We start from the raw sequence: 21,382 nt of genomic DNA, 5'->3' as shown, positions 1-21,382 counted from the left end.
GGAAACCATATCATGCGTGCTCTCTATACCGCAGCAACCGGAATGGCGGCTCAAGAACTAAACGTTCAGGTCATCTCCAACAATATCGCGAACCTGCGCACCACCGGTTACAAAAAGCAACGGGCCGCGTTTCAAGACCTCATCTACGACCACGTCCGCCGCGTCGGCGCGCAGGCATCAGCTCAGGGAACCATATTGCCCGTGGGCATCGATCTCGGCGGCGGCGTGAAAACAGTCGGAACGCCGCGGCAGATGAGTCAAGGCACGCTGTCGCAGACCGGCAACGATCTCGACATCGCCATTCGCGGTGAAGGCTTCTTCAAGATCCAGATGCCGGACGGTACCTTTCAGTATACTCGCGACGGCACGTTCCAGATGGACAACCAGGGTCGCATCGTCAATGCGCAGGGCAATCCGGTGCAGCCGACGATCACAATTCCCCAAAACTCCGCTGGCATTACCATCAACGCGCAGGGCCAGGTCTCGGTGACGCTGCCGGGGCAGACCACTCCGACGGTGCTTGGCCAGATCGGCCTGACCCGCTTCATCAACAAGGCGGGCCTGCAGCCGGTCGGCGACAACAACTTCAAGGAGACGCCCGCCTCCGGTCCGTTCCAGGACGGCATCGCAAACATCGACGGCTTCGGCGACATGCAGCAGTCGAACCTTGAGCAGGCCAATGTCGAGGTGGTCTCTGAAATCTCCGATCTGATCGCCGCACAACGCGCCTACGAGATGAACGCCAAAGTCGTCAGCGCCGCCGACCAGATGCTGCAATCCGCAGCCGCGCTGTTCCGCTAGAGCATGATCCCGAAAAGTGGAAACCGGTTTTCGGATAAGATCATGCTCGGTCAAAAAGAAGAGAGGCTGATCATGGCCGTCCGCTCCTTTCTCATCGCTGGCGCGCTGCTGGCGGCGTCCATTCCGGCGCTGGCCGGCAATGACGTGGCTCCGCGCCGCATCGTCCTGGCGAGCACGATCCAGACCGCGGCCGCCCTTCCGGCTCCTGTGCTTCGCGGCCATGTCGACATTACGGACGAGGTGGTGAGAATCGGCGACCTTGTCGATAACGCCGGTGACGCAGCGCAGGTTGCGATCTACCGCTCTCCCAACCCCGGCACCACGGGCAGCCTGTTGGCTACCCAGGTGCTCGACGTTCTCCGCGCGCATCAGGTGATCGGCGTCGAGACTCACGGCATCCGCAACGTCGCGGTGACACGGCTCGCGCGCACCCTCGAACCGGACGACGTCGAATTGCGGATCGCGGTCGCGCTCGAACACCGCAATGGACTTGGCGACGCCAAGAACCTGCAGCTGACCTTCGATAAAGACTTTACGGCAATCCATCTCGATGCCGCTAACAACGGCGCCATCAATCCGATGGTAACCCGGTTCGACCCGCGCAATGGTCGCTTCGACGTCACGCTCGAGGTCGGCAACGACTCCGGCGCCGCACCGGCCCGCCTCCGCTTCACCGGAGTCGCCGTCGAGACTGTCGAGGCCGCGGTGCTGGCTCGCGACGTGGACCGTAACGCCCAGCTGAAATTTTCCGACATCGTCATGGAGCGTCGCCCCAAGGCCGAGGTCGGCCACGATGCCGCGAGCCGCGACCACGCCGTCGGGATGCAGATGCGGCGGCAGATGCGCGCCGGTCAGGCGCTGCACGGCGCCGACCTGACCAGACCAGACCTTGTGCAACGCGACGAGGCGGTGACCCTGATCTACCAGGCCGCGGGAATTTATCTCACCGTGCGCGGCCAGGCGACCGAAGCCGGCACCGAGGGGGACATCGTCACTGTTCTCAACCTGCAATCGAAGCGCACCGTGTCCGGCGTGGTGGTCGGGCGAGGTCAGGTGTCGGTGTCTCCCATCACGCCGGTTGCGCCCCGCAAGCTGGCGAGCGCCGAGCCGGCGGCAGCGGCAACAGCCCCCGTCTCCGCCCAGAGCGGCACGCCCACATCTTCAAAAGCCGAGTAACGTTCATGTTGAAGTTCGCGCGCATCAACCGCATCGTCCTAACCGGCTCATTGCTAGCGGCCGCCGGCCTCGCCAGCGGATGCTCGTCCATCGATCGCCTTTCGCAGATCGGCGAGTCACCCAAGCTGACCGCGATCGACAATCCGACGACGCAGCCGGGCTACAAACCCGTGCAGATGCCGATGCCAAAACCGGAGACGGTGTCCTACAACGCCAACTCGCTGTGGCGGAACGGCTCGCGCGCGTTCTTCAGGGATCAGCGCGCGGCGCGGGTCGGCGACCTTCTGACTGTGACCGTGAACTTCACCGACAAGGCCAACATCGCCAACCAGACCCAGCGCAGCCGCACCAGCAAGGAAGATTCCGGCATCACCGATTTCATTGGCAGCAAAACCATCGGCAATCCAGCAACCGCGGTCCTGCCTGGCCGTATCCTGACCACCGACTCCACCTCGCTGAGCGACGGCAAGGGCTCGGTCCAACGTCAGGAGAACTTGCAGACCAGCGTCGCCGCGGTCGTGACGCAACTGCTGCCGAACGGCAATCTCGTGGTCGAAGGCAAGCAGGAAATCCGCGTCAACAACGAAATCCGCGAATTGATCGTCGCCGGCATCGTGCGACCTGAGGATATCCAGAGCGACAACACTATCGATTCAAGCAAGATCGCGCAGGCCCGCATCGCCTACGGCGGCCGCGGCCAGATCAGCGATGTCCAGCAGCCGCGCTACGGTCAACAGGTGATGGACGTGCTGCTGCCGTTCTAGATTCTCGAGAGCTCCCCACCGGATCGCGATCCCAGGCGCGAGACGGCGACGACCCCGGCGATGCCATGCATCGTTCGGGGGATGCGGCCTCCGGCGGCTCCCCTGCCGGAGGCCGTGTCTATCTTCGAGAACAGAGAGCAGGCCTTGTTCGTTCGCTGATGAGCAGCGAATTTTTAATGACCCCTTGGTCTGTGCGTCGCACTTGCGATGGCTATATATCCGTGACATTCCGCAAGTCGAGACTGCCGGAGCGTCCAATGACCCTCGCCGTCCGAATCCTGCTTGTCGTTGCCGCCTGCCTGATCGGCTTGTCCGACACGGCACAGGCGCGCCACCGGCACCGCCCTGTCTACACGCTTATGCCTTCAGCGCCCATTATCGTGATGCCGGCGCCCTCACCGCGCCTCAGCATCGGCGGGGGCAATCTGCCGGGCGTGCCGAACACAACGTGGCCTGGAACTATCGGCACAGGCGCCGTGCCAAGCGGCCTGAGTGGCGACAGCCCAACCACGCCGGGATTTCCCGGCAGGGTCGGGCGCGACTAGAACAGAGCGAAGGTTCGGCCACCCCGCATGCGACCCGCTCGCTGCGCGTAGTAAAAAGGGGTTCGAAGGTTAAGTCCTCGGGGTCAAGCCGGGGAAAGGACGGGATTGGGTTCGCCGCAGCGCGTCACGCGCGCGACGTTAGAGCATGATCCCGAAAGTGGACACCGGTTTTCGGACAAGATCATGCTCAATGAAAGAATAAAACAGAGTTTGATTCAACGCGGTTGAATCGGACTGTAGAGAGCGGATTCCACATTCGCTTCACGTTGCCGCAAACCCTGTGGGCAAGTGTCAAAATCAGAGCTTTTGCCGCAACGGAATGCAATGCTTAAACGAACCAATAGGAGTTGCGGTATTGACGCCAAAACCCGATCCCGATCTTCAGCAACGCGACGCGCTGCTCCAGACCGTGCTTCGCGACTACTTTGCGTCCGACAACGCTGCGATCCTGAACACCATCCGGTCCGAGGCCGAATATGTCGATCTCGTCTCCGGCGAGATTCTGCTGCGTCAAGGCGACATCAGTGACGACGTGTACTTCGTCCTGTCGGGACGGCTGCACGCATTTTCCGAGACAGACTCCGGCGCGAGAAAAATTCTCGGCGAGATCGGGCGCGGTGAAACCATAGGCGAGCTCGCGCTGTTCACCGGCGAGCCACGCTCGGCAACCATCTTGGCGGTGCGCGATACGCTGCTGGTCAAAGTAACGCGCGCTATGATCGAGCGCGCGATCCTGCAACATCCGGAAATCGAAATGTCGATGATGCGGGTCGTGATCCGGCGATTTCGCGAGCGCGAGCGACAAGCGCCGCTGGTGCCAGTGAACATCTGCATCCTGCCGGTCACGTCCGGGGCGGATGCCGCCGATTTTGCGCGAAGCCTGCGTAACGCGCAAGCCGCAAAGGCCGGGTCGGTGACGGTCGTCACCGCCGATGACGTCGCCAGACACTTCGGGATCGCTCGGGACCCCTCGTCTGAACAGCGCAACGATGCGCTTGCCGGCTATATCGACGAAATCGAGGCTCAGAGCCGCGGCGTGTATCTTGCCGCCGACGGAAGCGACACCGCATGGACCCGGTTTTGCCTTCGTCATGCCGACGAGGTGCTGCTGCTCGCCGACGCCGGCCACGATCCCGGTCTCTCGGCTGTCGAGCAGGCTTTCCTGTCACCCGCCGCTCCCATTTCGATCGCGCGACAGACACTGGTTCTGCTGCACAAGGCCGATACGACAATTCCCACCGGCACGGCGCGTTGGCTGAACGCGCGGCCGGATGCGCGGCACTTTCACATTCGCCCGCAATTGCCCGCGGACATGCGTCGGCTCGCTCGCATCGTATCCGGACGCGGTGTCGGACTTGTGCTGTCCGGCGGAGGCGCGCGCGGTTTCGCTCATCTCGGCGTCATCAAGGCGCTGGAAGAGGCGGGCATTCCCGTCGACATGCTTGGCGGCAGCTCAATCGGCGCGGTCATGGGGATGGTACTGGCGCTCGGGCGCAGCGCGGATGAAGTCGCAGCCGCCGTCCGGAAGGCGTTCCTCGAACACCCGAGGGGCAACGTCACCGGCGACTACAATTTCATTCCGCTGGTATCGCTGATCAAGGGTGCGCGCACGCGAAGCGCGATGACGCAGGCCGTGCGCGATGCCACAGGCCGGGACGCAATCGACAGCGAGGATTGCTGGACCACCTTCTTCACTATCGCGTCAGACTTTTCGGCCGGTAGCGAAGCCGTCCTGCTGCGAGGCGACCTGACCCGCAACGTCGGCGCAAGCTACGCAATACCCGGTGCGCTGCCGCCGGTCTTCGTCGGCGGGCACATGATGTATGATGGCAGCACGTTCAACAATTTCCCGGTCGACGTGATGGCGCGGCTCGGCGCCGGTCGCATCATCGGCGTCGATCTCTCGGTCGATCGCGGGCAGGTGTTCGACATTGACTGCGTTCCTGGAACGCTCGCCTTGCTGCGCGACAAACTGAAACCGCGTGCGAAGCGGCGTTACCGTCTGCCGAGCGTGCCCGAGACGATGCTGCGGTCATCGTTCATCACTTCGATCTCCAAACAAAAGGAGATGGGAAAGTTCACCGACCTATTGTTTCAGCCGCGCGTCCCCGAGTGCCGCTTGCTGGACTGGAACCGCTTCGACGAGATGGTCGCCGCCGGCTACAGCCAGGCCCGGCAGATGCTGGCCGGCCTGACCGACGCGCAGCGGGAGATGTTCAGGTAAGCCGTTGCCGGCGAGCCGCCACGCCAACGATTATTCTGACGCGTTTTCTTGCGCCGAACCGGTACTGTCGTGTCGAACACCAGGACATGCTTCGCTCGCGAACTCACGCCTATACCGCGGCCCGCGCCGCCAAGGCATCGGCGCCGCCTGCCCTACTCGTCCCGATAAATCTTTTCCCGCTTTTCGTGGCGCTCCTGGGCTTCGACAGAAAGCGTCGCGATCGGTCGCGCTTCGAGCCGCTTCAGCGAGATCGGCTCGCCCGTTTCCTCACAATAGCCATAGGTATTGTCTTCAATTCGCTGCAAGGCGGCGTCAATCTTGGAGATCAGCTTTCGCTGCCGATCACGGGCTCGCAGCTCGATGGCGCGGTCGGTTTCCGAGGACGCGCGATCGGCGAGGTCGGGAAGGTTAACGTTCTCTTCCTGAAGAGTCTGCAGCGTAACCTTCGATTCGCGGAGGATATCGTCCTTCCATGCCAGCAACTTGGCGCGAAAATATTCGCGCTGGCGCTCGTTCATGAAAGGCTCTTTTTCGGAGGGCCTGTAGTTCTTCAACTTTTCCAAATGCATTCCTGCTCGGTGCAAGGCACCGGACGGACGGTCCGGCTGCGGCGGAGCTTATATAGCGGCCGTTTGTGACAGACAATATCGTCGCACCAAAACCCGTCCTTGACAGCTCGGGGCTTCCGCGTTCCTGCTTCCTCTGCCCGATGTGGAACCCCGGTCTGCGCAGCGTATCGAGGCCATCTTTTCAACGGGTTCCATCGCGTCCCGGCTGCTTTCAGAATTGCCCCGCCTTGGCCAGTTCCACCTCGACGCGCAATTCAATTTCAGCCAGGACCGCGTCGAGACCGGCATCGCCGGAGGACGATTTCAGCTCGGCAGCGGCAGTGCGCAGCCGGATCACGGTTGACGCGTCGAAGTTGCCGGAAAGCAGCCCGATCTTAAGATCGTCGAGCACGTCCAGCGCGCCCCTGCCCCGCTGTACCGAGCGCTTGCGCCGCTCCGCCGGATCGTCTTCGACGCCCTGCAACGCCAGCAAAGCATCGATGGTGGCAGGCGCTTTCGGCGCGGCCGCGGCCCTGCTTTCCATTGTAGCGGCCGGGTCCGGCAGAGAAAATTCGCTTCCGCCCGTTCGCCGCGCGGACGGGGCCTGCGTTCCCGGCGTTGTGCCGTTCGGTCCGTAAATTCGCATCGATCATCTCGCCCGAATATTGATGGCGCGCCATGCCGGTCAAGGAGTGCGCACCGGATGACTCCAGCAAGAGAACCGTGGGCCGTTATGGTTAACGAAGCGTGAATGCCCGGCAAATTCTGCCGACGCGGGCAACTTCGCCACCGCCTCCCGCCTGCGCAGCTTTATCCACCACATCGATCTTCCAACGATATCAATACTATATGCCATGCGCCGCGATGGCACGAACCTCGCATAGTTAACGGCGGATGACCGTCATGGGAGTGGCGGCCAGCCGGACCGAACCCTCAGCGGGGAGCAGAGGATGCCTGGCGTTGGTATTTTAAGGATTGTCCGGATCGCCGTCGCGGCGCTTGTCGCGCTGCCGCCGCTGGGCATGCCTGCGCACGCGACCTCACGGATCAAGGACCTCGCGAATATCGAAGGCGTGCGACAAAACCAGTTGATCGGTTACGGCCTCGTGGTCGGCCTCAACGGCAGCGGCGACACCCTCAACAATATTCCTTTCACCAAGCAGTCGCTGCAGGCGATGCTGGAACGCATGGGCGTCAACATTCGCGGCGCCACCATCCGAACCGGCAACGTCGCGGCCGTCATGGTGACCGGCAACCTGCCCGCCTTCGCCACCCAAGGCACCCGCATGGACGTCACGGTCTCGGCCATGGGCGATGCCAAAAGCCTGCAAGGCGGCACCTTGCTCGTCACGCCGTTGCTCGGCGCCGACGGCAATGTTTATGCGGTGGCGCAGGGCTCGCTTGCGATCGGCGGCTTTGCCGCTGAAGGCGCCGCCGCGAGCGTCACCAAGGGCGTGCCAACCAATGGGCGCATCGCCAACGGCGCCATCGTCGAGCGCGAGATCGAATTCGCACTGAACCGGATGCCGAATGTCCGGCTGGCGCTGCGTAACGGCGACTTCACCACCGCCAAGCGCATCGCCGCCGCAGTCAACGATTTCCTCGGCACGAAGACTGCCGAGCCAATCGATCCGTCCACTGTGCAACTCTCCATCCCAGGGGAATACAAAGGCAACGTCGTCGCACTCCTGACCGAGATCGAGCAGCTGCAGGTCGAGCCGGACATCGCAGCAAAGATCATTATCGACGAACGTTCCGGGATCATCGTGATGGGACGCGACGTCCGCGTCGCCACCGTCGCGGTAGCGCAAGGCAACCTCACAGTGTCCATTTCCGAAAGCCCGCAGGTCAGCCAACCTAATCCGCTGGCACGCGGGCGAACGGTTGTGACACCGCGCACAGACGTCGGCGTAAGCGAGGACGGCAAGAAACTCGCGCTGGTCAAGAACGGCGTCTCGCTTCAGGAGCTCGTCGACGGACTCAACGGCCTCGGCATCGGGCCACGCGACCTGATCGGCATTCTACAGGCGATCAAGGCGGCCGGTGCGATCGAAGCCGATATCGAGGTGATGTGATGGAAGCTCACACTGTCAATGACCTGATAACCACCGCTTATCGCAGCACCCCTCGCATGAAGCCGATGCTGAACGGCCGTCCCGATCCGCAGCTCGCGCGAGCGCTGGAACACGTCCCTCCGCGGTCAATAGAGAAAGCCAAAGCAACCTCGGAGGATTTCGAGGCGATGTTCCTCAATTCCATGTTCTCGCAAATGACGTCCGGGCTGAAGGGCGAAGGCCCGTTCGGCGATACGCCAGGCACCGGAGTGTGGCGCTCGATGCTCACCGAGCAGTATTCCAGATCGTTCGCCAAGGCCGGCGGCGTCGGCGTCTCCGACGCGGTGTTCCGCGCCCTGATCATGCAACAGGCGAGCCAGACCAAGCCAAGCTCAAAGGAGAGCGCATGACACCGAAGTCCCGGGATCCGCAGGCGTCCCTTCTCCCGCCTCCCGTATCGACGCCAGCGGACGCACGCAAGCTCGCCGACGACATGCTCGACATCATGAACGCGCTGCTTGCCGTCATCGAGCGCGAGACCGAGTTGGTGCGCGCCGGCAAGATTCGCGAAGGCATGGCGCTCGAGAGCCGGAAGACAGAACTATCGCGCCGCTACGTCGACGCCATCAGGCAATTCAAGACCAGCCAGGTCTACATGACTCAGTCGACGCCTGACCTGCTCACGGCGCTGCAACGCCACCACGACACATTCCGCGCCATGCTCCAGGTGAATCTCACGGTGCTCGCTACCGCGCACGCGGTCTCGGAGGGAATCGTTCGCGGCGTCAGTGCCGAAGCGCAGCGCCGCGCCACGCCGCAGACTTATACGGCAAGCGGACAGCGCAGCGCACCCTCGCGCCAGCACATGAGCCCCCTCGCAGTCAGCCGTTCGCTTTAACGCGCGAACCGGCAGCGACCATGATCCGGCGAGCTTAGAACCAATCCCGTCAGACGATATTGCAAGGAAATTACCCAGACGCGGAAACCGAACAGCGTCCATGATGCCTTGAGTTACTCGCCAGGCGTATTTGCGGAAGCCAACGGTTACCAGTCTGTGCAAGGTATTTTATGCGCGGCTTTCAGGGCAACGAGGTTTGCAGACCACGGGGCTTCAGACCGAGACATACGGCGTTGAGCGTATCGAGGTGATGCGTGGCCCATCGTCGGTGCTCTATGGGCAAGGGCAGCCGGCCGGTATCGTGAAACTGGTGACGAAGCGTCCGACCGGGCAGACCATTCGCGAAGTGCAGCTTCAAGGCGGATCGTTCGATTACAAACAGGGGGCATTTGATTTCAGTGGCCCAGCCAATGAAGATAAAACGCTTTTATATCGTCTGACTGGCCTCATTCGTGACAGTTGGCGCTTCTCCGTCAACACCAGCAACCTGTTCGACAAATACTACGTCGCAGCCTGCTTCTCGATGGCACAGTGCAATCTTGGTCGGGCACGTAATATTCTTGGAACCGCGACCTATCGCTGGTAGCTCGCCCGCCAACGCCTCCCGACATCGGCGGCGGCCCGATCGCGCTCGCCGTTCCAATCAGGTTTACACAGGACGAACTCGGGCCCGAACGGCATCGGCTCCGGCACTGCAACCGAACCAACTGCCGCTCGAAGAATGAGAAGCCTCGCTGAGGAGACCTGCCCTCGCATATTCCAACCAGTTTGAATCAAATTTCTGCACTCACGGCATCACCTCATTGAACACGTTTTCTAACGTGGCGTTGAGAGACAGGCGCTAGGCTTGCGTTCTAAAGGGGGGTGGGATTTGACTCGACGGGAGCCTGGAGGCGACCATGGGTACGGATTTCAGTATCAAGCCGGTTGGCGCGCCGGTGGCGGCACCAGTCGTTCAGCCGGCAAGCCCGGCCGCGGACGATGCGGTGGCGACTCAACTTCCGCCGAGCAAAAGCGTCACGGCGACGGACGTCAGCGCGCGCGCCCGCAACGATCTGCGGACCTCCGGTGATACGCTGTCACGGCAAGTAGTGGTCGATCGTGACGCCGCCTCGGTCGTCTACCAGGTCGTCGATCGCCGGACGAGCCTCGTCGTGAAGCAGTTTCCCGAAGAGGCGATGCTGCGGCGACGCGCATATTTCCGCACGCTGGATTTGATGAACACTGAGCGAGAACCCTCGGCCGCCACCGACCGCCGCGCCTAGAGCATGATCCCGAAAAGTGGAAGCCGGTTTTCGGATAAGATCATGCTCAATCAAAATAATGCTCAGTTCTGATGGACGTAGGCGTTCTCGAGCGTGCTTGCACCCGTCGCCGGATTGCTCATGACAGTGCTGACCTTCGCGGTGCCAGCCTTTGTCAGCACGAACTTTGAATCGCCGACCCGGAACGAATTGTTCTTTATCAGAACTTCCTGATACTTGATCGTGCTTCCGTACTGGTACTTGGCCTTGGCGCGGAAACCATTGACGCCGGAAATCGTCACGGAGAACGGCTTCTGGTTGGCGTACTTGCCGCTCCATGTGCCTTCGAAAACCTTGGGATCGACGTTAACATACCTTCCGGTGTTCAGATTGACGTTCTGACCGACCGTTGTGTAGTTCGATGCCAGGATATTCAGGACGTCGGCCAATGATCCGGCTCCGTCTGTGACGGGGATTACGCTCGACCGGACAAGCCGGCTGCGAGATTGCAGTTGATGTCGATCAGCGCCGTCAGCTTCGCAGGGTCTGGATTTATCTGCATGTCGACTGTCTGCTTCATCACGAAAACGCCGATGTTGGCGATGTTCTGACGAACCTCCAGCGGCTGCGGGTTACTCTCGCTGTCCGCCGCACTCATGAAGATCGACCACAAACGGCGGTTGAACAGCAGCGCCTTTTGCATGTCACTGTCGGGCCCTTTCCAGTTGTCCTGGATCTCCCGAAGCTGCCGCGCCGCTTTCAGTAAAGCCTGCGCCTCGATTTCACGCGGAGACGACGAGGTTTGAGCCGTCCGGGCATAGGCTTGAGCAGCATTCGACATCTAAACCTCGGGGGAAAAAGAAAGGGCGCACGCAACTTCGCGTTGCCGAATGTCTATCAGCACCACCTTTAAAATGGGTTACTCGGTGTTTTCACATGCGTCGAAAAAGTGGCAAATGCAGCGGGTTCTGCAATGGTGCCGCTTTGCTCCTGACTGGAATTAGAAACAAAGTTTCTAGATTGTTATTCTGACGCGTTTTCGTCACGCGAACCGGTATCCACTTCGCTCGAAAACGCTTGGCCTCGTTGCGGTGTTTTTTCGATTTTCACATTCGCCGGAGCCTTCACGGCAAGCGAATCTCGTGACATTCGCCGAGCTTACGTCATCAGCGTAGCAATTGCAGGACGCTCTGTTGTGACTGGTTGGCCAGCGCCAGTGCGGACACCGCGATCGACTGACGGGTGGCCAGCGCTTGGCTGTTTGCCGCTTCCTCGTTGGTGTCGGCGAGGGTCAGGTTCGACGAGCCGGTCTGTAACACGTTGATAAGGTTCTTCGAGAAGTCCTGACGGATTTGCACGATCGACAGGTTCGAACCAAGCGTCGAAGCCTGCGTGCGCAGGGTGGTCGACGCTCTGTCGAGGCTGGCGATCACGCTGTTGGCCGAGCCGTTGTCCAGGAAGTCGATGCCCACCGTCAGGGCCGACAGTCCAAGGCCAGCTGCATTCATGTTGGTGCCGGTGATCGTGAGCGTGGACTTTGCGGTCTCGTTGAAGATGAGCTTCAGCGTGTCGCCGCTCAGCAGATTAATGCCGTTGAAAGACGAGTCCGACGCCGTCGTGTTTATCTGCTGAATGATGTTGTTGTATTGATTGACGAGGCCGGCGCGAGCCGCCTGAACCGCTGAATCTTGAACGGGCGCGCCGGCGACAAGGCCATTGAAGGCATATCCCGCGCCGGCCGCGGTTCCGCCGATCGTGCCAATGGTCTCTGCGGCAGCCTCGTTGGCGGTCGAGATCGTGATAACGCCTGCCGAATTGATCGTGGCCTGGAGATTGTTTGAAGCAAGCTGCGCGTTCAGGTCGTTAAGGGTTCTGACGGTACCGTTGGTGCCGTCACCGAACGTGACGTTGGTCGCGACGCCGCCGCCGGTTGCCCCGATCGTTAGCGTCTTGCCGTCGAGGTTTCCCGCGCCCCCGCCGCGCGCCGTCGTTCCCGCGCTCAAGCCTAGCTTTGCGAGAACTCCGGCCGGCGTGGAGTCCGTCAGCGCCAGGTCATGAGCGATACCGGTGTTGAGCGCGATCTGCCCGCTGCCGTTGACTGTCGATGCGGTGGCGGGCGTGGTGTTGCCGTTCAGCGCATCGATCACGCCGGTCAACGCACTGAGTGTCTGGTCGATGCCGATCGTGACGTTTCCGGAAGGGTCGGTCGTCGCCGCGCCCGACGCCGCGAACGTGATGGTCTTGCCGTTGACGGAAAAGCTCTCGCCGGCCGCGGGGCCGGTCGGCGTCGCAACCGCGCCGTCGGTCAGCGCGCTGATAAGGGTGGCGCCGGTCGCGGCGGCGTTGGCGGTGCCGGTCTTCAGGGCGGTGCCGGGCGTTGCGGCGACATTTGTAAACGGTGTCGTGCCTCTGAGATCGAGCGCGGTCGCGCCCGTTACGGGAAGACTTTCCACCGACGATTTCTGTGAATAGCCGACCTGGGATTGCAGAACCTGATTGGCGACCGACTTCGCCGTGTCCACCAGCTTCTGCAGCGAGGTCAGGCCGGTATTGGCCGCCTGCAGCACCTGTATGCCGTTGCCGATGCCGTCAAGCAGATTGCTGATATCGTTGGCGCGGTTGTCGAGCGCTGCTGCAGTGAAATAATTGGTCGGATTGTCGAGGGCCGTGTTGACCTTCTTGCCGGTGGCAAGACGGTTCTGCGTTTGCGCCAGCAAATCGGCAGTAGACTGCAGCGAGAGCAAATTCTGGCGAACGGATGCCGAGAGAACGATGTCGGACATGACTGGCCTTCCCTAACCTGCGCGGACGCCAACTCGCCCCAAGAGCCGGTCGCTGGTCGGAAAGGTGAACAAGACGTTTTAATTTATGGTTAACCCAGGATTAATCCCCGCTCGATCGTCGCGGCCACAAGAAAGCAGTCGTGACATTCTTGGCGCGCACGTCCTTTCTGAACTCAATCGGCAGAATGCAAGGCGGATGAGGGTTTTGTCCTACTATGTTGACTACGAAATTCAATAGCTCGGAAGCATCGCCCCACGAGCAATTTTCGCCGTTCTTTCAAGACCTCATGAACAAGCACTGACAATCCGGCTTCAGAAGAATTGGACCGCCGGCTAAAGCTATTCCGCTTTGATGAAATCAAACCCGAACCCTTAGCTTTTTTGTTTGGCGCGTTTTCTTCACGCGAACCTCGTGTCCACTTCGCTCGAAACGCTACAACAAAAAACGGCGGGGGTTTCCCCGCCGTTTCCGTCGTCTGAGATGCGTTTGCGATTAGCGGAGCAGCTGCAGCACGCTCTGCTGCGACTGGTTGGCCAGCGCGAGCGCCGACACCGCGATCGACTGGCGGGGGGCCAGCGCCCGGCTGTTCGCCGCTTCCTCGTTGGGGGCAGCCAGCGGCAGGGTGGACGAGCCGGGCTGCAACACGTTGATCAGGGTCTTCGAGAAGTCCTGACGGATCTGCACGATCGACAGGTTCGAACCGAAGGTCGAAGCCTGCGAGCGCAGCGTGCCGGACGCGTTGTTGAGCGAGTCCAGAACCTTGTTGGTCGAGGCGTTGTCGAGGAAGTCGGTGCCCTTGACCAGCGACGCGAGGCCGAGGCCAGCCGGATCAAAGGTCACGCCCTGAATGGTCAGGGTGGACTTGCCGGTTTCGTTGAACACCAGCTTGAGCTGATCGCCATTCAACAGGTTGACGCCGTTGAAGGACGAATCCTGCGCGGTGGTCTTGATCTGGTCGATCACCGCGTTGTACTGGCTGATCAGCGTGGCGCGGTTGTTCTGCGCGTTGGCGTCTTCCACCGGCGCACTCACCGTCACGGAAGCTCCGAACAGGCCTGCACCAGCGGCAACCGCCGTACCACCGAACGCACCGATCGTGGCATGGGCATGATCGTTGGTGGTGGTGAAGGTCAGCGCGCCGGCCGTGCTGATCGAGGCCGACAGGTTGTTCGCGGCCAGCGCCGTGTTCAACTGATCGAGGGTCGTCACGCCGCCCGTACCAAACGTGATGCTGGTCGCGGTGCCACCGTCGGTCGCGGCGATCGTCAACGTCTTGCCATCGAGCGCAGCCGGAGTTCCGGCCGTGCGGGCGTAGGTGTTGGCGGTAAGACCAAGCTTGGTGAGAGCAGATCCGCTGATCACCAGATCCTGGGCCGTACCGGTGTGGATCGAAATCGCACCGGCCGCAATCGTGGACGTGCCAGCAGTATTGCCCGTGATCGCATCAATGGCATCGAGGACATCGCCCACGTCACCGGTGGTCACGTCAATCGAGAGCGTGCCAGCCGTCGCCGAACCGCTAGTGCCGGAACCGCTGTTGAACGAAATCGTCTTGCCGTTCACAACGATGGTGTCGGATGCGCTGATATTGGACGCAAGGTTGTCCGAACCCGCACCCGCCGTACCAGCCAGCTTGGTCGCAGTCGTGATCGCCGCTGCGCCACCGGTGTCGTCGTTGTTAACCGCCGAGCCGGTCACGGTCCGGTCAGTCGGAGCGCCGCCCGGTCCGAGCAGGTTGTCCGCCGTCGCGCCGGTGATGGCGGCAGTGGTCGCCTGCGACTTGGTCGAATATCCCGTGGTCGCCTGGAGCGCCTGGTTGGCGATCGACTTGGCGGTATCGACCAGCTTCTGCAGCGAGGTGATGCCGGTGTTGGCAGCCTGCAGCACTTGCACGCCGTTGCCGATCGAGTCGAGCAGGTTGTTGATGTCGCTGGCGCGGTTGTTGAGGCCCTGCGCGGTGAAGAAGTTGGTCGGGTTGTCGAGCGCCGAGTTGACCTTGTTGCCGGTGGCAAGACGGTTCTGCGTGGTGGAGAGCAGATCAGCGGTTGACTGGAGGGAAAGCAGATTCTGGCGAACCGATGCGGAGAGAACGATATCGGACATCTTTCATACCTTTCTGGTGTGAATACACATACGCCCATACGCCGAAGATCCTCGGCGAGGCGCCACACTGGTGTGAAGACTCTAAGAAAGCATGAAGCCAATCGCAGACTCGCGCGGCTGTTCGGCCGGCGGCCGAAGCGAGCGCATGGCTTGATTTGCGCCGGTATGGACGGGATTCAAGGACATTTCATTTCCGGTGGCCGCTACCGCCGTTTACCCGGCGTTAACCACAATCGGGAAGGATCACGGCCAGACTGTCCGCGATGCTCGCGCCGACGCGGCCGTCCGCCGCATTTCGCAGCGAATGGCAGTGCCGTGCGTTCCGGCACGCTTCATTCAATGACAGGAAACCGTCATGGCGCTGAAAGTCGAATTGAAGCCGCATGAACGCATCATCATCGGCGCCTGCGTTGTCACCAACACCGACCAGCGCGCGCGGCTTTTGATCGAAGGCGACAAGATTCCGATCCTTCGCGAGAAGGACATTTTGACGCCTGAAACAGCGGACACACCCGCCAAGCTGATCTACCTCGCGGTGCAACTGATGTACCTGTCGCCGGAGCCACAGATCAATCACGGCACGTATTTCAGCCTGCTGCGCGACATCATCACCACCATGCCGGGCGCGTGGCCGATCATCGAGGGCATCAACAACGACATCCTCAACGGCGACCTCTACAAGGCGCTGAAGGAAGTCAAGAAATTGATCGCCTACGAAAAGAAGCTGGCGGGTATGAGCGACAGCACCGCCGATCGCGCCGACAGCAGACGACGCTCCGCCTGACATCACGCCGCGCGAGCATTTCCGGTCAAGTGGAATCCGGTTAGCAGAAAGAAAATGCCTTCGATCAATCTGCGCGTATTTCGATCGCGAACCGGTATCCACTTCGCTCGAAAACGCCATAATACGCGCCGACGCGGGCGCGCGGCCGTCACGGCTTCAGGTTTCGCGCGCGCCGAATTCCAGCACCGCTGATACCAGCGCTTCGATGTCGCGCATTCCGGTGCGATGATTGACGATCGCCGCGCGGATCGCGAGCCGACCGTCCAGCATGGTCGTGGACGGCGCTGCGATTCCCGACTCGTGCAGCAATGCGACGATTTCCGCATTGACCCTGTCGGCATCGTCGGCCCGATAGCGGAAGCACACGATGTTGAGTTGCACCGGCGCGAGCAGTTCGAGTTTTGGTTCGGCCGCGATCTGCGCTTCCAGGCAGCGCGCCAGCGCGCAGGTCCGGCCGATCATCGCGCCGAGCCTTTCGGTGCCGTAGGCTTTCAACGTGAACCACGTCTTCAACGCGCGAAAGCCGCGGGACATATCCGGGCCGTAGTCGCATGGCCACGGCGAGCCCGCCGCAAGCCCGCGCGTTTCCCGGCGCAGATAGGCGACCGGCGCCGCAAATGTGCGGCGGTGCTGTTCGCCGTCGCGAACGAGAAGGAAGCCCGCGTCGTAGGGCACCTGTCCCCATTTGTGGAAATCGAAAGCAATGGAGTCGGCGCTTTCAATTCCTGCGAGGCGAGGTGCAATCTCCGGCGACAAGACCCCGAGAGCGCCGAATGCGCCGTCGATATGCAGCCATAGTTTCTCGTCGCGGCACACGCCATGCAGCGCCGCAAGATCGTCAATCGCTCCGATGTCGACTGTTCCCGCCGACCCGATCACGAGAAATGGTTCAAGTCCCGCGGCGCGATCGACGGCGACCTGCGCACGCAACGCATCGGCATCGATGCGATGACAGCGGTCAACCGGAATCCGCCGCAGGGCGTCGGTGCCGAAGCCTGCGAGGTCCATGGCCTGGGCAATGCAGCCATGCGTCGCAACCGATGTATAGGCGATGAGACCGGCGCCGCGATCCATCAAGCCCCGCTGGCGCACGGACGGGCCGATTCGCGCTGAACGCGCCACCAGAATTCCCATCAGGTTCGCCATCGACGTTCCCGTGACGAAGATGCCGCTCGCGGTATCGGGAAAGCCGAACATCTGCCGGACCCACAGAACGATCTGCCGCTCGACTTCGATCGGCATCTGATCGCGGCCGGCGACATTGGTATTCAACCCCGCCGCCAGCATTTCGGCCAGCATCCCGACAGCCGTGCCGCCGCCGTTGACCCATCCCATGAATCCGGGGTGGACATTCCCGGCGGTGTACGGAGCGATGTACTCGGCAAACTCCCGATAAATGTCGGCCACATCGGCGCCCTCTCGCGGCAGCTCTTCGCGGAAACGGGCGCGCGTTTCCGCCGGTATCGGCCGCCATACCGGGCGCTCGCGAACCTTGGCTATATGATTGAACATATCATCGAGCATCCGGTGCCCCTCCGCTCGAAGCTTGTTCCAGTCGTCTGGATCGAGCGTTTCATCGGCTTCCGGCAGCGTGTCGCGCGATGCAGGCTTCATGATGCGCGCTCCCCGCCGCAAGCGATCATCGTGCACGGCGCATCGAAATGACGAAGGACGAATTCAATCTCAAAGCTGCGCATGAAACGTGCTTCCTTGCCGCGCGCAAAAGGGCTTCTGACCGGCATTTCCCGATGGGCTGATAAACCGTCGCGCCTGCCCGCTCCAGTTCCACTTAGAGCATTTTCGTTCGAAAACGCCATAGGGAGGCGGGCCAGTCCCGGCAGCGCGGAATTCCCAATGAGTAACGCATCATGACGGGTTTTGGAACGGGTTTGTCGTTCCTTCGTCAGGGCTGAAGCTATCCTGCTTCGGACGTAACTAATAACGTCAGATGAATTTTACCAGGCTGAGCTGCGAGAGCATCGCGGTGGTCTGGTATGACGCCTGCAGGTCGGTTTGCAGCGCCAACAACTGACTCGCGACCTCGTCGGTGGAGACATTCTCCGCCTGGTCGATGATATTCTGCATGGTCGCTTGCGTCAGTTTCTGCCGCGCGGTCGCATCCTTCATCACGGTCTGCGCGTTGGCGAGGTCGACCTGGATGTCACGGATATTCTGACTGCCGGGCGCGATCGTCAGATTTTGCGCAACGCGCGAGTTGAGCGCCGAAATCTGGTCGGTCGCGTTCGGATCGGTCGGCGATGTCGTCACCGCCGCGAGAACCGCAACGGATTCCATCAGCGAGCGGATGGCGTCCTCGTTCGCGCGCATACCATACTGCACCGTCACCGAAGGATCGACCCGAACGGTCGAGGTTGCGCGCGCCGACCCGGCTCCGGCGTCGCCGGTGTACCACTGCACGGTATCGGCGGCGGTGCCGTTCACCGCGGCCGTGGCGGTCGCAAGCGTCGCGGGCGGCGTAATGTCGACGCGCTGCGGCGGCTGATCGAAGAAATCATGCGTCGCGCGGATGGCGGAGGCCGCGACCAGCGCTGTCTTTGCCAGCGTTCCGACCGAGCTCGTCAGTGCGGCGTTGAGATTGGCAGCGGTTGCGGCAGGCGTCGCGCCGATCGCAAAGCTGCCGGCAGGCGTCGGGACTGCGCTGGAGGCCGTCAGTTGCACTGTCTCGCTGGTGCCGTCCGGAAGATTGAAGGTGAAGCTCACCGCGTCGCCGTCGGCCGGGTTGGTGGCACCGAGATCGATTGAAATGGCAGGCGGCGCTCCGGCCGGACCTGTGACGGTGGCCCCTGTCAATGACGACGACACCGATTGCAGTTTCATGCCGTAGACCGAGGGCGACGCATCCTCCGCAACTGACACCGACGTCGCGGTCGGCGAGGAAATGTTGAGACGGCCAAGGCCGCTGGTACCGAGGTCGGCCTGGTTGCGCTCGGAGATGACCTGCTTCAACCCCGCCTGCCCGGCCCCATTGCCGTTCAGGATGAGATCCGACGCGGCCACCGACTGAGTATAGATTGTGCTGCCGGAAAAGATGTAGCGGTCGCCGGCCTGCGTATTCAGGATGCCGACCACTGACGAAAATTGCGCGACCGCGGTCTGCTGGCCTGCGGTCTGTCCGGCGCTGTTCAGCACCTGCGATCCGCTGTTCGCCGCATTTTGCAACTGCGTACCGATGTTGGAGAGTGCCTGCAGCGCCGTATTGGCAACTCCGATGTTGGTGTTGATCTTCATCATGGTGTCGGTATACGCGGAGATGTTCGACAGTTGCGCGCGCGCCGCGATCGCAAAGCCTTCATTGGCGCCCATGCCCGAGTAGGTGGTCGCACGCTTGCCGCTTGTGAGTTGGTTTTGCAGATCGGCCATCTGCGTCTTCAGGTTCTGGATCGAGCCGCCAAGGATGGTGTTGCCGAAGCTGATTCCGTTGATCGCCATGCGAACCGCCTTTACGCCGTCGTTACAATTATGCCTGCAGCAGCGTCTGCATCATGCTCTGCACCACGGTCATCACATGCGCATTCGCCGCATAGGAATTCTGCAACGCGATCAGATTGGACATTTCGGTATCCATGTTCACGCCGGACTTGGCGTCGAACTTCTCCTGCAAAGTATTGACGACGATGTCCTGACCTTGCGCGACCTGCTTCGCTGTTGTCGCCGTGCCGCTCTGCAAGCTGACGAACTGCTGCAGGAACGATGGCAATGTACCCTGAAACGGCGCGGCGGCCGCGCCAAGGCCGGTGTTTGGAGAGTATGTGAAAGTGGCTGACGTCAACCGGTCGAAAATGAAATCGGAGCGCGTGGTGTCGCCGGCGGGAGTCAGCGGCGAGGTGTTGTAGACCGTGAGCTTCGAGGGATCGGCAAGCAGCGCTGCGTTGACCTGAATGCGCCCCGCCAGCCCGGTGATCTGCGACGCGGTGCCTGTGATCGCGCCGGTATAGAGCGAGGCACGGTCGGTGAAGAACGGCAGTTGCGGACTGCCCGAGGTCAGCGACTGCACCGTCGTCGTAGTCGATGCCGCGGTCACGGTCGATGCACCCGAACCGTCATCGACCACCCGCAACTGCGACCCGGAAGCGGAAAACGTCAGATGCGACGTAGCTCCTAGTTGCGCATTCAGTTGCGACACGATCGAGGCGAGCCCGCCCGAGAAATCGACGCCGATCACCCTGTCGTTTGGATTCGAGGCCGTGTTCGGAATCGGCAGCGCGGTTGGGTCGTCCACCCGCACCACGGTGACGGTGTGCGAGACGTTGCTGGAGTCGGTGTAGGTGACGTTGAATGCGTTGCCCGGCAGCACGCTGGAGAGACTGGTGTCGAATCCCGATGGCGGTCCGGCCACCGGCGCGCCGCTCGTGGTGACGTCCGACAATGCGCTGGCGAGCGTCGCCGCCATCTGGTCCACCTGGTTCTGCGCCTGCACCAGAATCTTGTCACGCAACTGGACATCGGCGGCGATCTGACCGGAGTTGATGCCTTGCAAGGCGATCATGTCCATCTTCGCGCCGTTCGGGAGCTGGCAGATGATGGTGCCGACGCTCGACTTCGCGGGATCCGCGCTCCATCGCGAGTTCGCGGTAAGCGAGGACTGCGCGTTGAACGTCAGCGTTGAAGCGTACACACCGCCGACGAGCTGGATGCCAGACGTGGTGAATACCGAGGTCTGATTGACGCCGTCCGTCGTCACGCGGATGTCCATCAACCTTGAAAGCTGATCGATTGCAGCGTCGCGTTGATCCATCAGCGTCGCGGCCGCCGGGTCCTGAGCACTCAAGCTTTGCAGCTTCTGATTGAGCTGCGCGATCTGTTGCATCGCCGCGTTGGCCTGCGAGACCGACACCGAGAGATCCTGCTCGGCGTTGGAGCGCAGCGTCTGGATGCCGCTGGTGGTGGCGTTGAGCTGCTGCGCCAGCGCCTGCGCGGCGTTCAGCACAGAGGATTGCGCCGCCGTGTTGCCCGAACTCGCCGACAGCGCCTGCAATGCGGAGGTGAAGTTATTGTAGGCCGCCTCCAGCGTTCCATCGTTGCCGGGGGTGCCATAGACGTTCTGCAACTGGCCGAGCACTCCGGCGATCTGATTTGCATAAGCGCTGCCGGCATTTTCCGTGCGCAACTGCGACTGGACATAGGCGTCAAGCGTGCGGTTGACGCCGATAATGCGGACGCCGGAACCGGTGCTGCCGGTAACGATCTGGTCCTGCACCAACGTCTGCGCGACGTAGCCCGGCGTGTTCGCGTTGGCAACGTTGCCGGACACGATCGACAGCGCGGCCTGGTTAGCGCGCAAGCCGGACATCGCGATGGAGAGGGCCGAACTCAAACTCATCTTTTTGCCCGCCTCGAAACCGGATCAATCCGCGTCGTGACCAGAGTCCGATTCAACTGCGTTGAATCAAACTCTGTTCTATTCATTCGACTGAGCATGATCTTGTCCGAAAACCG

Annotated in this window: 20 protein-coding genes; 11 read left to right on the top strand and 9 right to left on the bottom strand. The window is 61.6% G+C overall.

Features of this window, described 5'->3' with window-relative positions:
* The first annotated feature begins 12 nt into the window (after positions 1-12).
* From flgG to B2M20_RS06045, 5 genes are all read left to right on the top strand, one after another.
* On the top strand, positions 13-801 hold the full coding sequence (gene flgG / locus B2M20_RS06065; RefSeq protein ID WP_079446165.1) for a flagellar basal-body rod protein FlgG: 789 nt from the start codon (positions 13-15) through the stop codon (positions 799-801).
* Positions 802-873: 72 nt separating this feature from the next.
* Positions 874-1,977, top strand: a complete 1,104-nt coding sequence (flgA, locus tag B2M20_RS06060) for a flagellar basal body P-ring formation chaperone FlgA (protein ID WP_079446194.1) — start codon at positions 874-876, stop codon at positions 1,975-1,977.
* A 5-nt stretch (positions 1,978-1,982) separates the two neighbouring features.
* The gene (gene flgH, locus B2M20_RS06055; protein WP_079446164.1) at positions 1,983-2,741 is read left to right on the top strand and encodes a flagellar basal body L-ring protein FlgH; all 759 of its coding nucleotides are present in this window, start codon (positions 1,983-1,985) and stop codon (positions 2,739-2,741) included.
* Positions 2,742-2,998: 257 nt separating this feature from the next.
* Complete coding sequence (locus tag B2M20_RS06050) at positions 2,999-3,286, top strand: hypothetical protein (protein WP_079446163.1); 288 nt, start codon at positions 2,999-3,001, stop codon at positions 3,284-3,286.
* 355 nt (positions 3,287-3,641) lie between these two features.
* Positions 3,642-5,510 carry a patatin-like phospholipase family protein gene (locus B2M20_RS06045; protein ID WP_079446162.1) on the top strand — a complete coding sequence of 623 codons (1,869 nt, stop codon included), beginning with the start codon at positions 3,642-3,644 and terminating at the stop codon, positions 5,508-5,510.
* A gap of 152 nt (positions 5,511-5,662) precedes the next feature.
* Here the strand turns inward: B2M20_RS06045 and dksA are convergent, their stop codons facing one another.
* Together dksA and B2M20_RS06035 are read right to left on the bottom strand one after the other, a co-directional pair.
* Positions 5,663-6,028: an RNA polymerase-binding protein DksA gene (gene dksA, locus B2M20_RS06040; RefSeq protein WP_244553437.1), complete on the bottom strand. Its 366-nt coding sequence runs from the start codon at positions 6,026-6,028 to the stop codon at positions 5,663-5,665.
* A 262-nt stretch (positions 6,029-6,290) separates the two neighbouring features.
* Complete coding sequence (locus B2M20_RS06035; RefSeq protein ID WP_079446161.1) at positions 6,291-6,704, bottom strand: flagellar assembly protein FliX; 414 nt, start codon at positions 6,702-6,704, stop codon at positions 6,291-6,293.
* Between the two features lie 304 nt (positions 6,705-7,008).
* Here B2M20_RS06035 and B2M20_RS06030 point away from each other — a divergent pair, with 304 nt between their 5' ends.
* The 5 genes from B2M20_RS06030 (at position 7,009) to B2M20_RS06010 (ending at position 10,275) form a co-directional block, all read left to right on the top strand.
* The gene (locus B2M20_RS06030) at positions 7,009-8,133 is read left to right on the top strand and encodes a flagellar basal body P-ring protein FlgI (RefSeq protein WP_079446160.1); all 1,125 of its coding nucleotides are present in this window, start codon (positions 7,009-7,011) and stop codon (positions 8,131-8,133) included.
* Positions 8,133-8,522 (top strand): flagellar assembly peptidoglycan hydrolase FlgJ, encoded by a 390-nt coding sequence (gene flgJ / locus B2M20_RS06025; RefSeq protein WP_079446159.1) that lies wholly within the window; start codon positions 8,133-8,135, stop codon positions 8,520-8,522. Before B2M20_RS06030 ends, flgJ begins: the two co-directional genes overlap by 1 nt.
* Complete coding sequence (locus B2M20_RS06020; RefSeq protein WP_079446158.1) at positions 8,519-9,010, top strand: hypothetical protein; 492 nt, start codon at positions 8,519-8,521, stop codon at positions 9,008-9,010. Before flgJ ends, B2M20_RS06020 begins: the two co-directional genes overlap by 4 nt.
* Positions 9,011-9,206: 196 nt before the next feature.
* Positions 9,207-9,596, top strand: coding sequence for a TonB-dependent receptor plug domain-containing protein (locus B2M20_RS06015; RefSeq protein ID WP_079446157.1), 390 nt, complete (start codon positions 9,207-9,209; stop codon positions 9,594-9,596).
* Positions 9,597-9,909: 313 nt separating this feature from the next.
* Positions 9,910-10,275, top strand: coding sequence for a hypothetical protein (locus B2M20_RS06010; protein ID WP_079446156.1), 366 nt, complete (start codon positions 9,910-9,912; stop codon positions 10,273-10,275).
* A gap of 62 nt (positions 10,276-10,337) precedes the next feature.
* On the opposite strand, the gene B2M20_RS06005 is transcribed toward B2M20_RS06010, so the two are convergent.
* From B2M20_RS06005 to B2M20_RS05990, 4 genes are all read right to left on the bottom strand, one after another.
* Positions 10,338-10,703 (bottom strand): hypothetical protein, encoded by a 366-nt coding sequence (locus B2M20_RS06005; protein ID WP_079446155.1) that lies wholly within the window; start codon positions 10,701-10,703, stop codon positions 10,338-10,340.
* Positions 10,704-10,729: 26 nt separating this feature from the next.
* On the bottom strand, positions 10,730-11,095 hold the full coding sequence (gene flaF, locus B2M20_RS06000; RefSeq protein WP_079446154.1) for a flagellar biosynthesis regulator FlaF: 366 nt from the start codon (positions 11,093-11,095) through the stop codon (positions 10,730-10,732).
* A 325-nt stretch (positions 11,096-11,420) separates the two neighbouring features.
* Positions 11,421-13,037 carry a flagellin N-terminal helical domain-containing protein gene (locus tag B2M20_RS05995; protein ID WP_079446153.1) on the bottom strand — a complete coding sequence of 539 codons (1,617 nt, stop codon included), beginning with the start codon at positions 13,035-13,037 and terminating at the stop codon, positions 11,421-11,423.
* A gap of 493 nt (positions 13,038-13,530) precedes the next feature.
* Positions 13,531-15,141, bottom strand: a complete 1,611-nt coding sequence (locus tag B2M20_RS05990; RefSeq protein WP_079446152.1) for a flagellin N-terminal helical domain-containing protein — start codon at positions 15,139-15,141, stop codon at positions 13,531-13,533.
* Positions 15,142-15,496: 355 nt separating this feature from the next.
* Here B2M20_RS05990 and flbT point away from each other — a divergent pair, with 355 nt between their 5' ends.
* Positions 15,497-15,925 (top strand): flagellar biosynthesis repressor FlbT, encoded by a 429-nt coding sequence (gene flbT, locus B2M20_RS05985; RefSeq protein ID WP_079446151.1) that lies wholly within the window; start codon positions 15,497-15,499, stop codon positions 15,923-15,925.
* Between the two features lie 156 nt (positions 15,926-16,081).
* On the opposite strand, the gene B2M20_RS05980 is transcribed toward flbT, so the two are convergent.
* The 3 genes from B2M20_RS05980 to flgK all read right to left on the bottom strand — a co-directional run bounded on the left by B2M20_RS05980 (position 16,082) and on the right by flgK (position 21,266).
* Entirely contained in the window at positions 16,082-17,539 is a 1,458-nt protein-coding gene (locus tag B2M20_RS05980; RefSeq protein ID WP_079446150.1) for a pyridoxal phosphate-dependent decarboxylase family protein, read from the bottom strand.
* A gap of 330 nt (positions 17,540-17,869) precedes the next feature.
* On the bottom strand, positions 17,870-19,375 hold the full coding sequence (locus B2M20_RS05970; protein ID WP_079446148.1) for a flagellar biosynthesis protein FlgL: 1,506 nt from the start codon (positions 19,373-19,375) through the stop codon (positions 17,870-17,872).
* A 28-nt stretch (positions 19,376-19,403) separates the two neighbouring features.
* Positions 19,404-21,266, bottom strand: coding sequence for a flagellar hook-associated protein FlgK (gene flgK / locus B2M20_RS05965; RefSeq protein ID WP_079446147.1), 1,863 nt, complete (start codon positions 21,264-21,266; stop codon positions 19,404-19,406).
* Positions 21,267-21,382 lie beyond the last annotated feature (116 nt).

Source organism: Nitrobacter vulgaris, assembly GCF_002028545.1.
GTDB lineage: Bacteria > Pseudomonadota > Alphaproteobacteria > Rhizobiales > Xanthobacteraceae > Nitrobacter > Nitrobacter vulgaris.
This window is presented reverse-complemented; position numbering and strand designations above follow the sequence as displayed.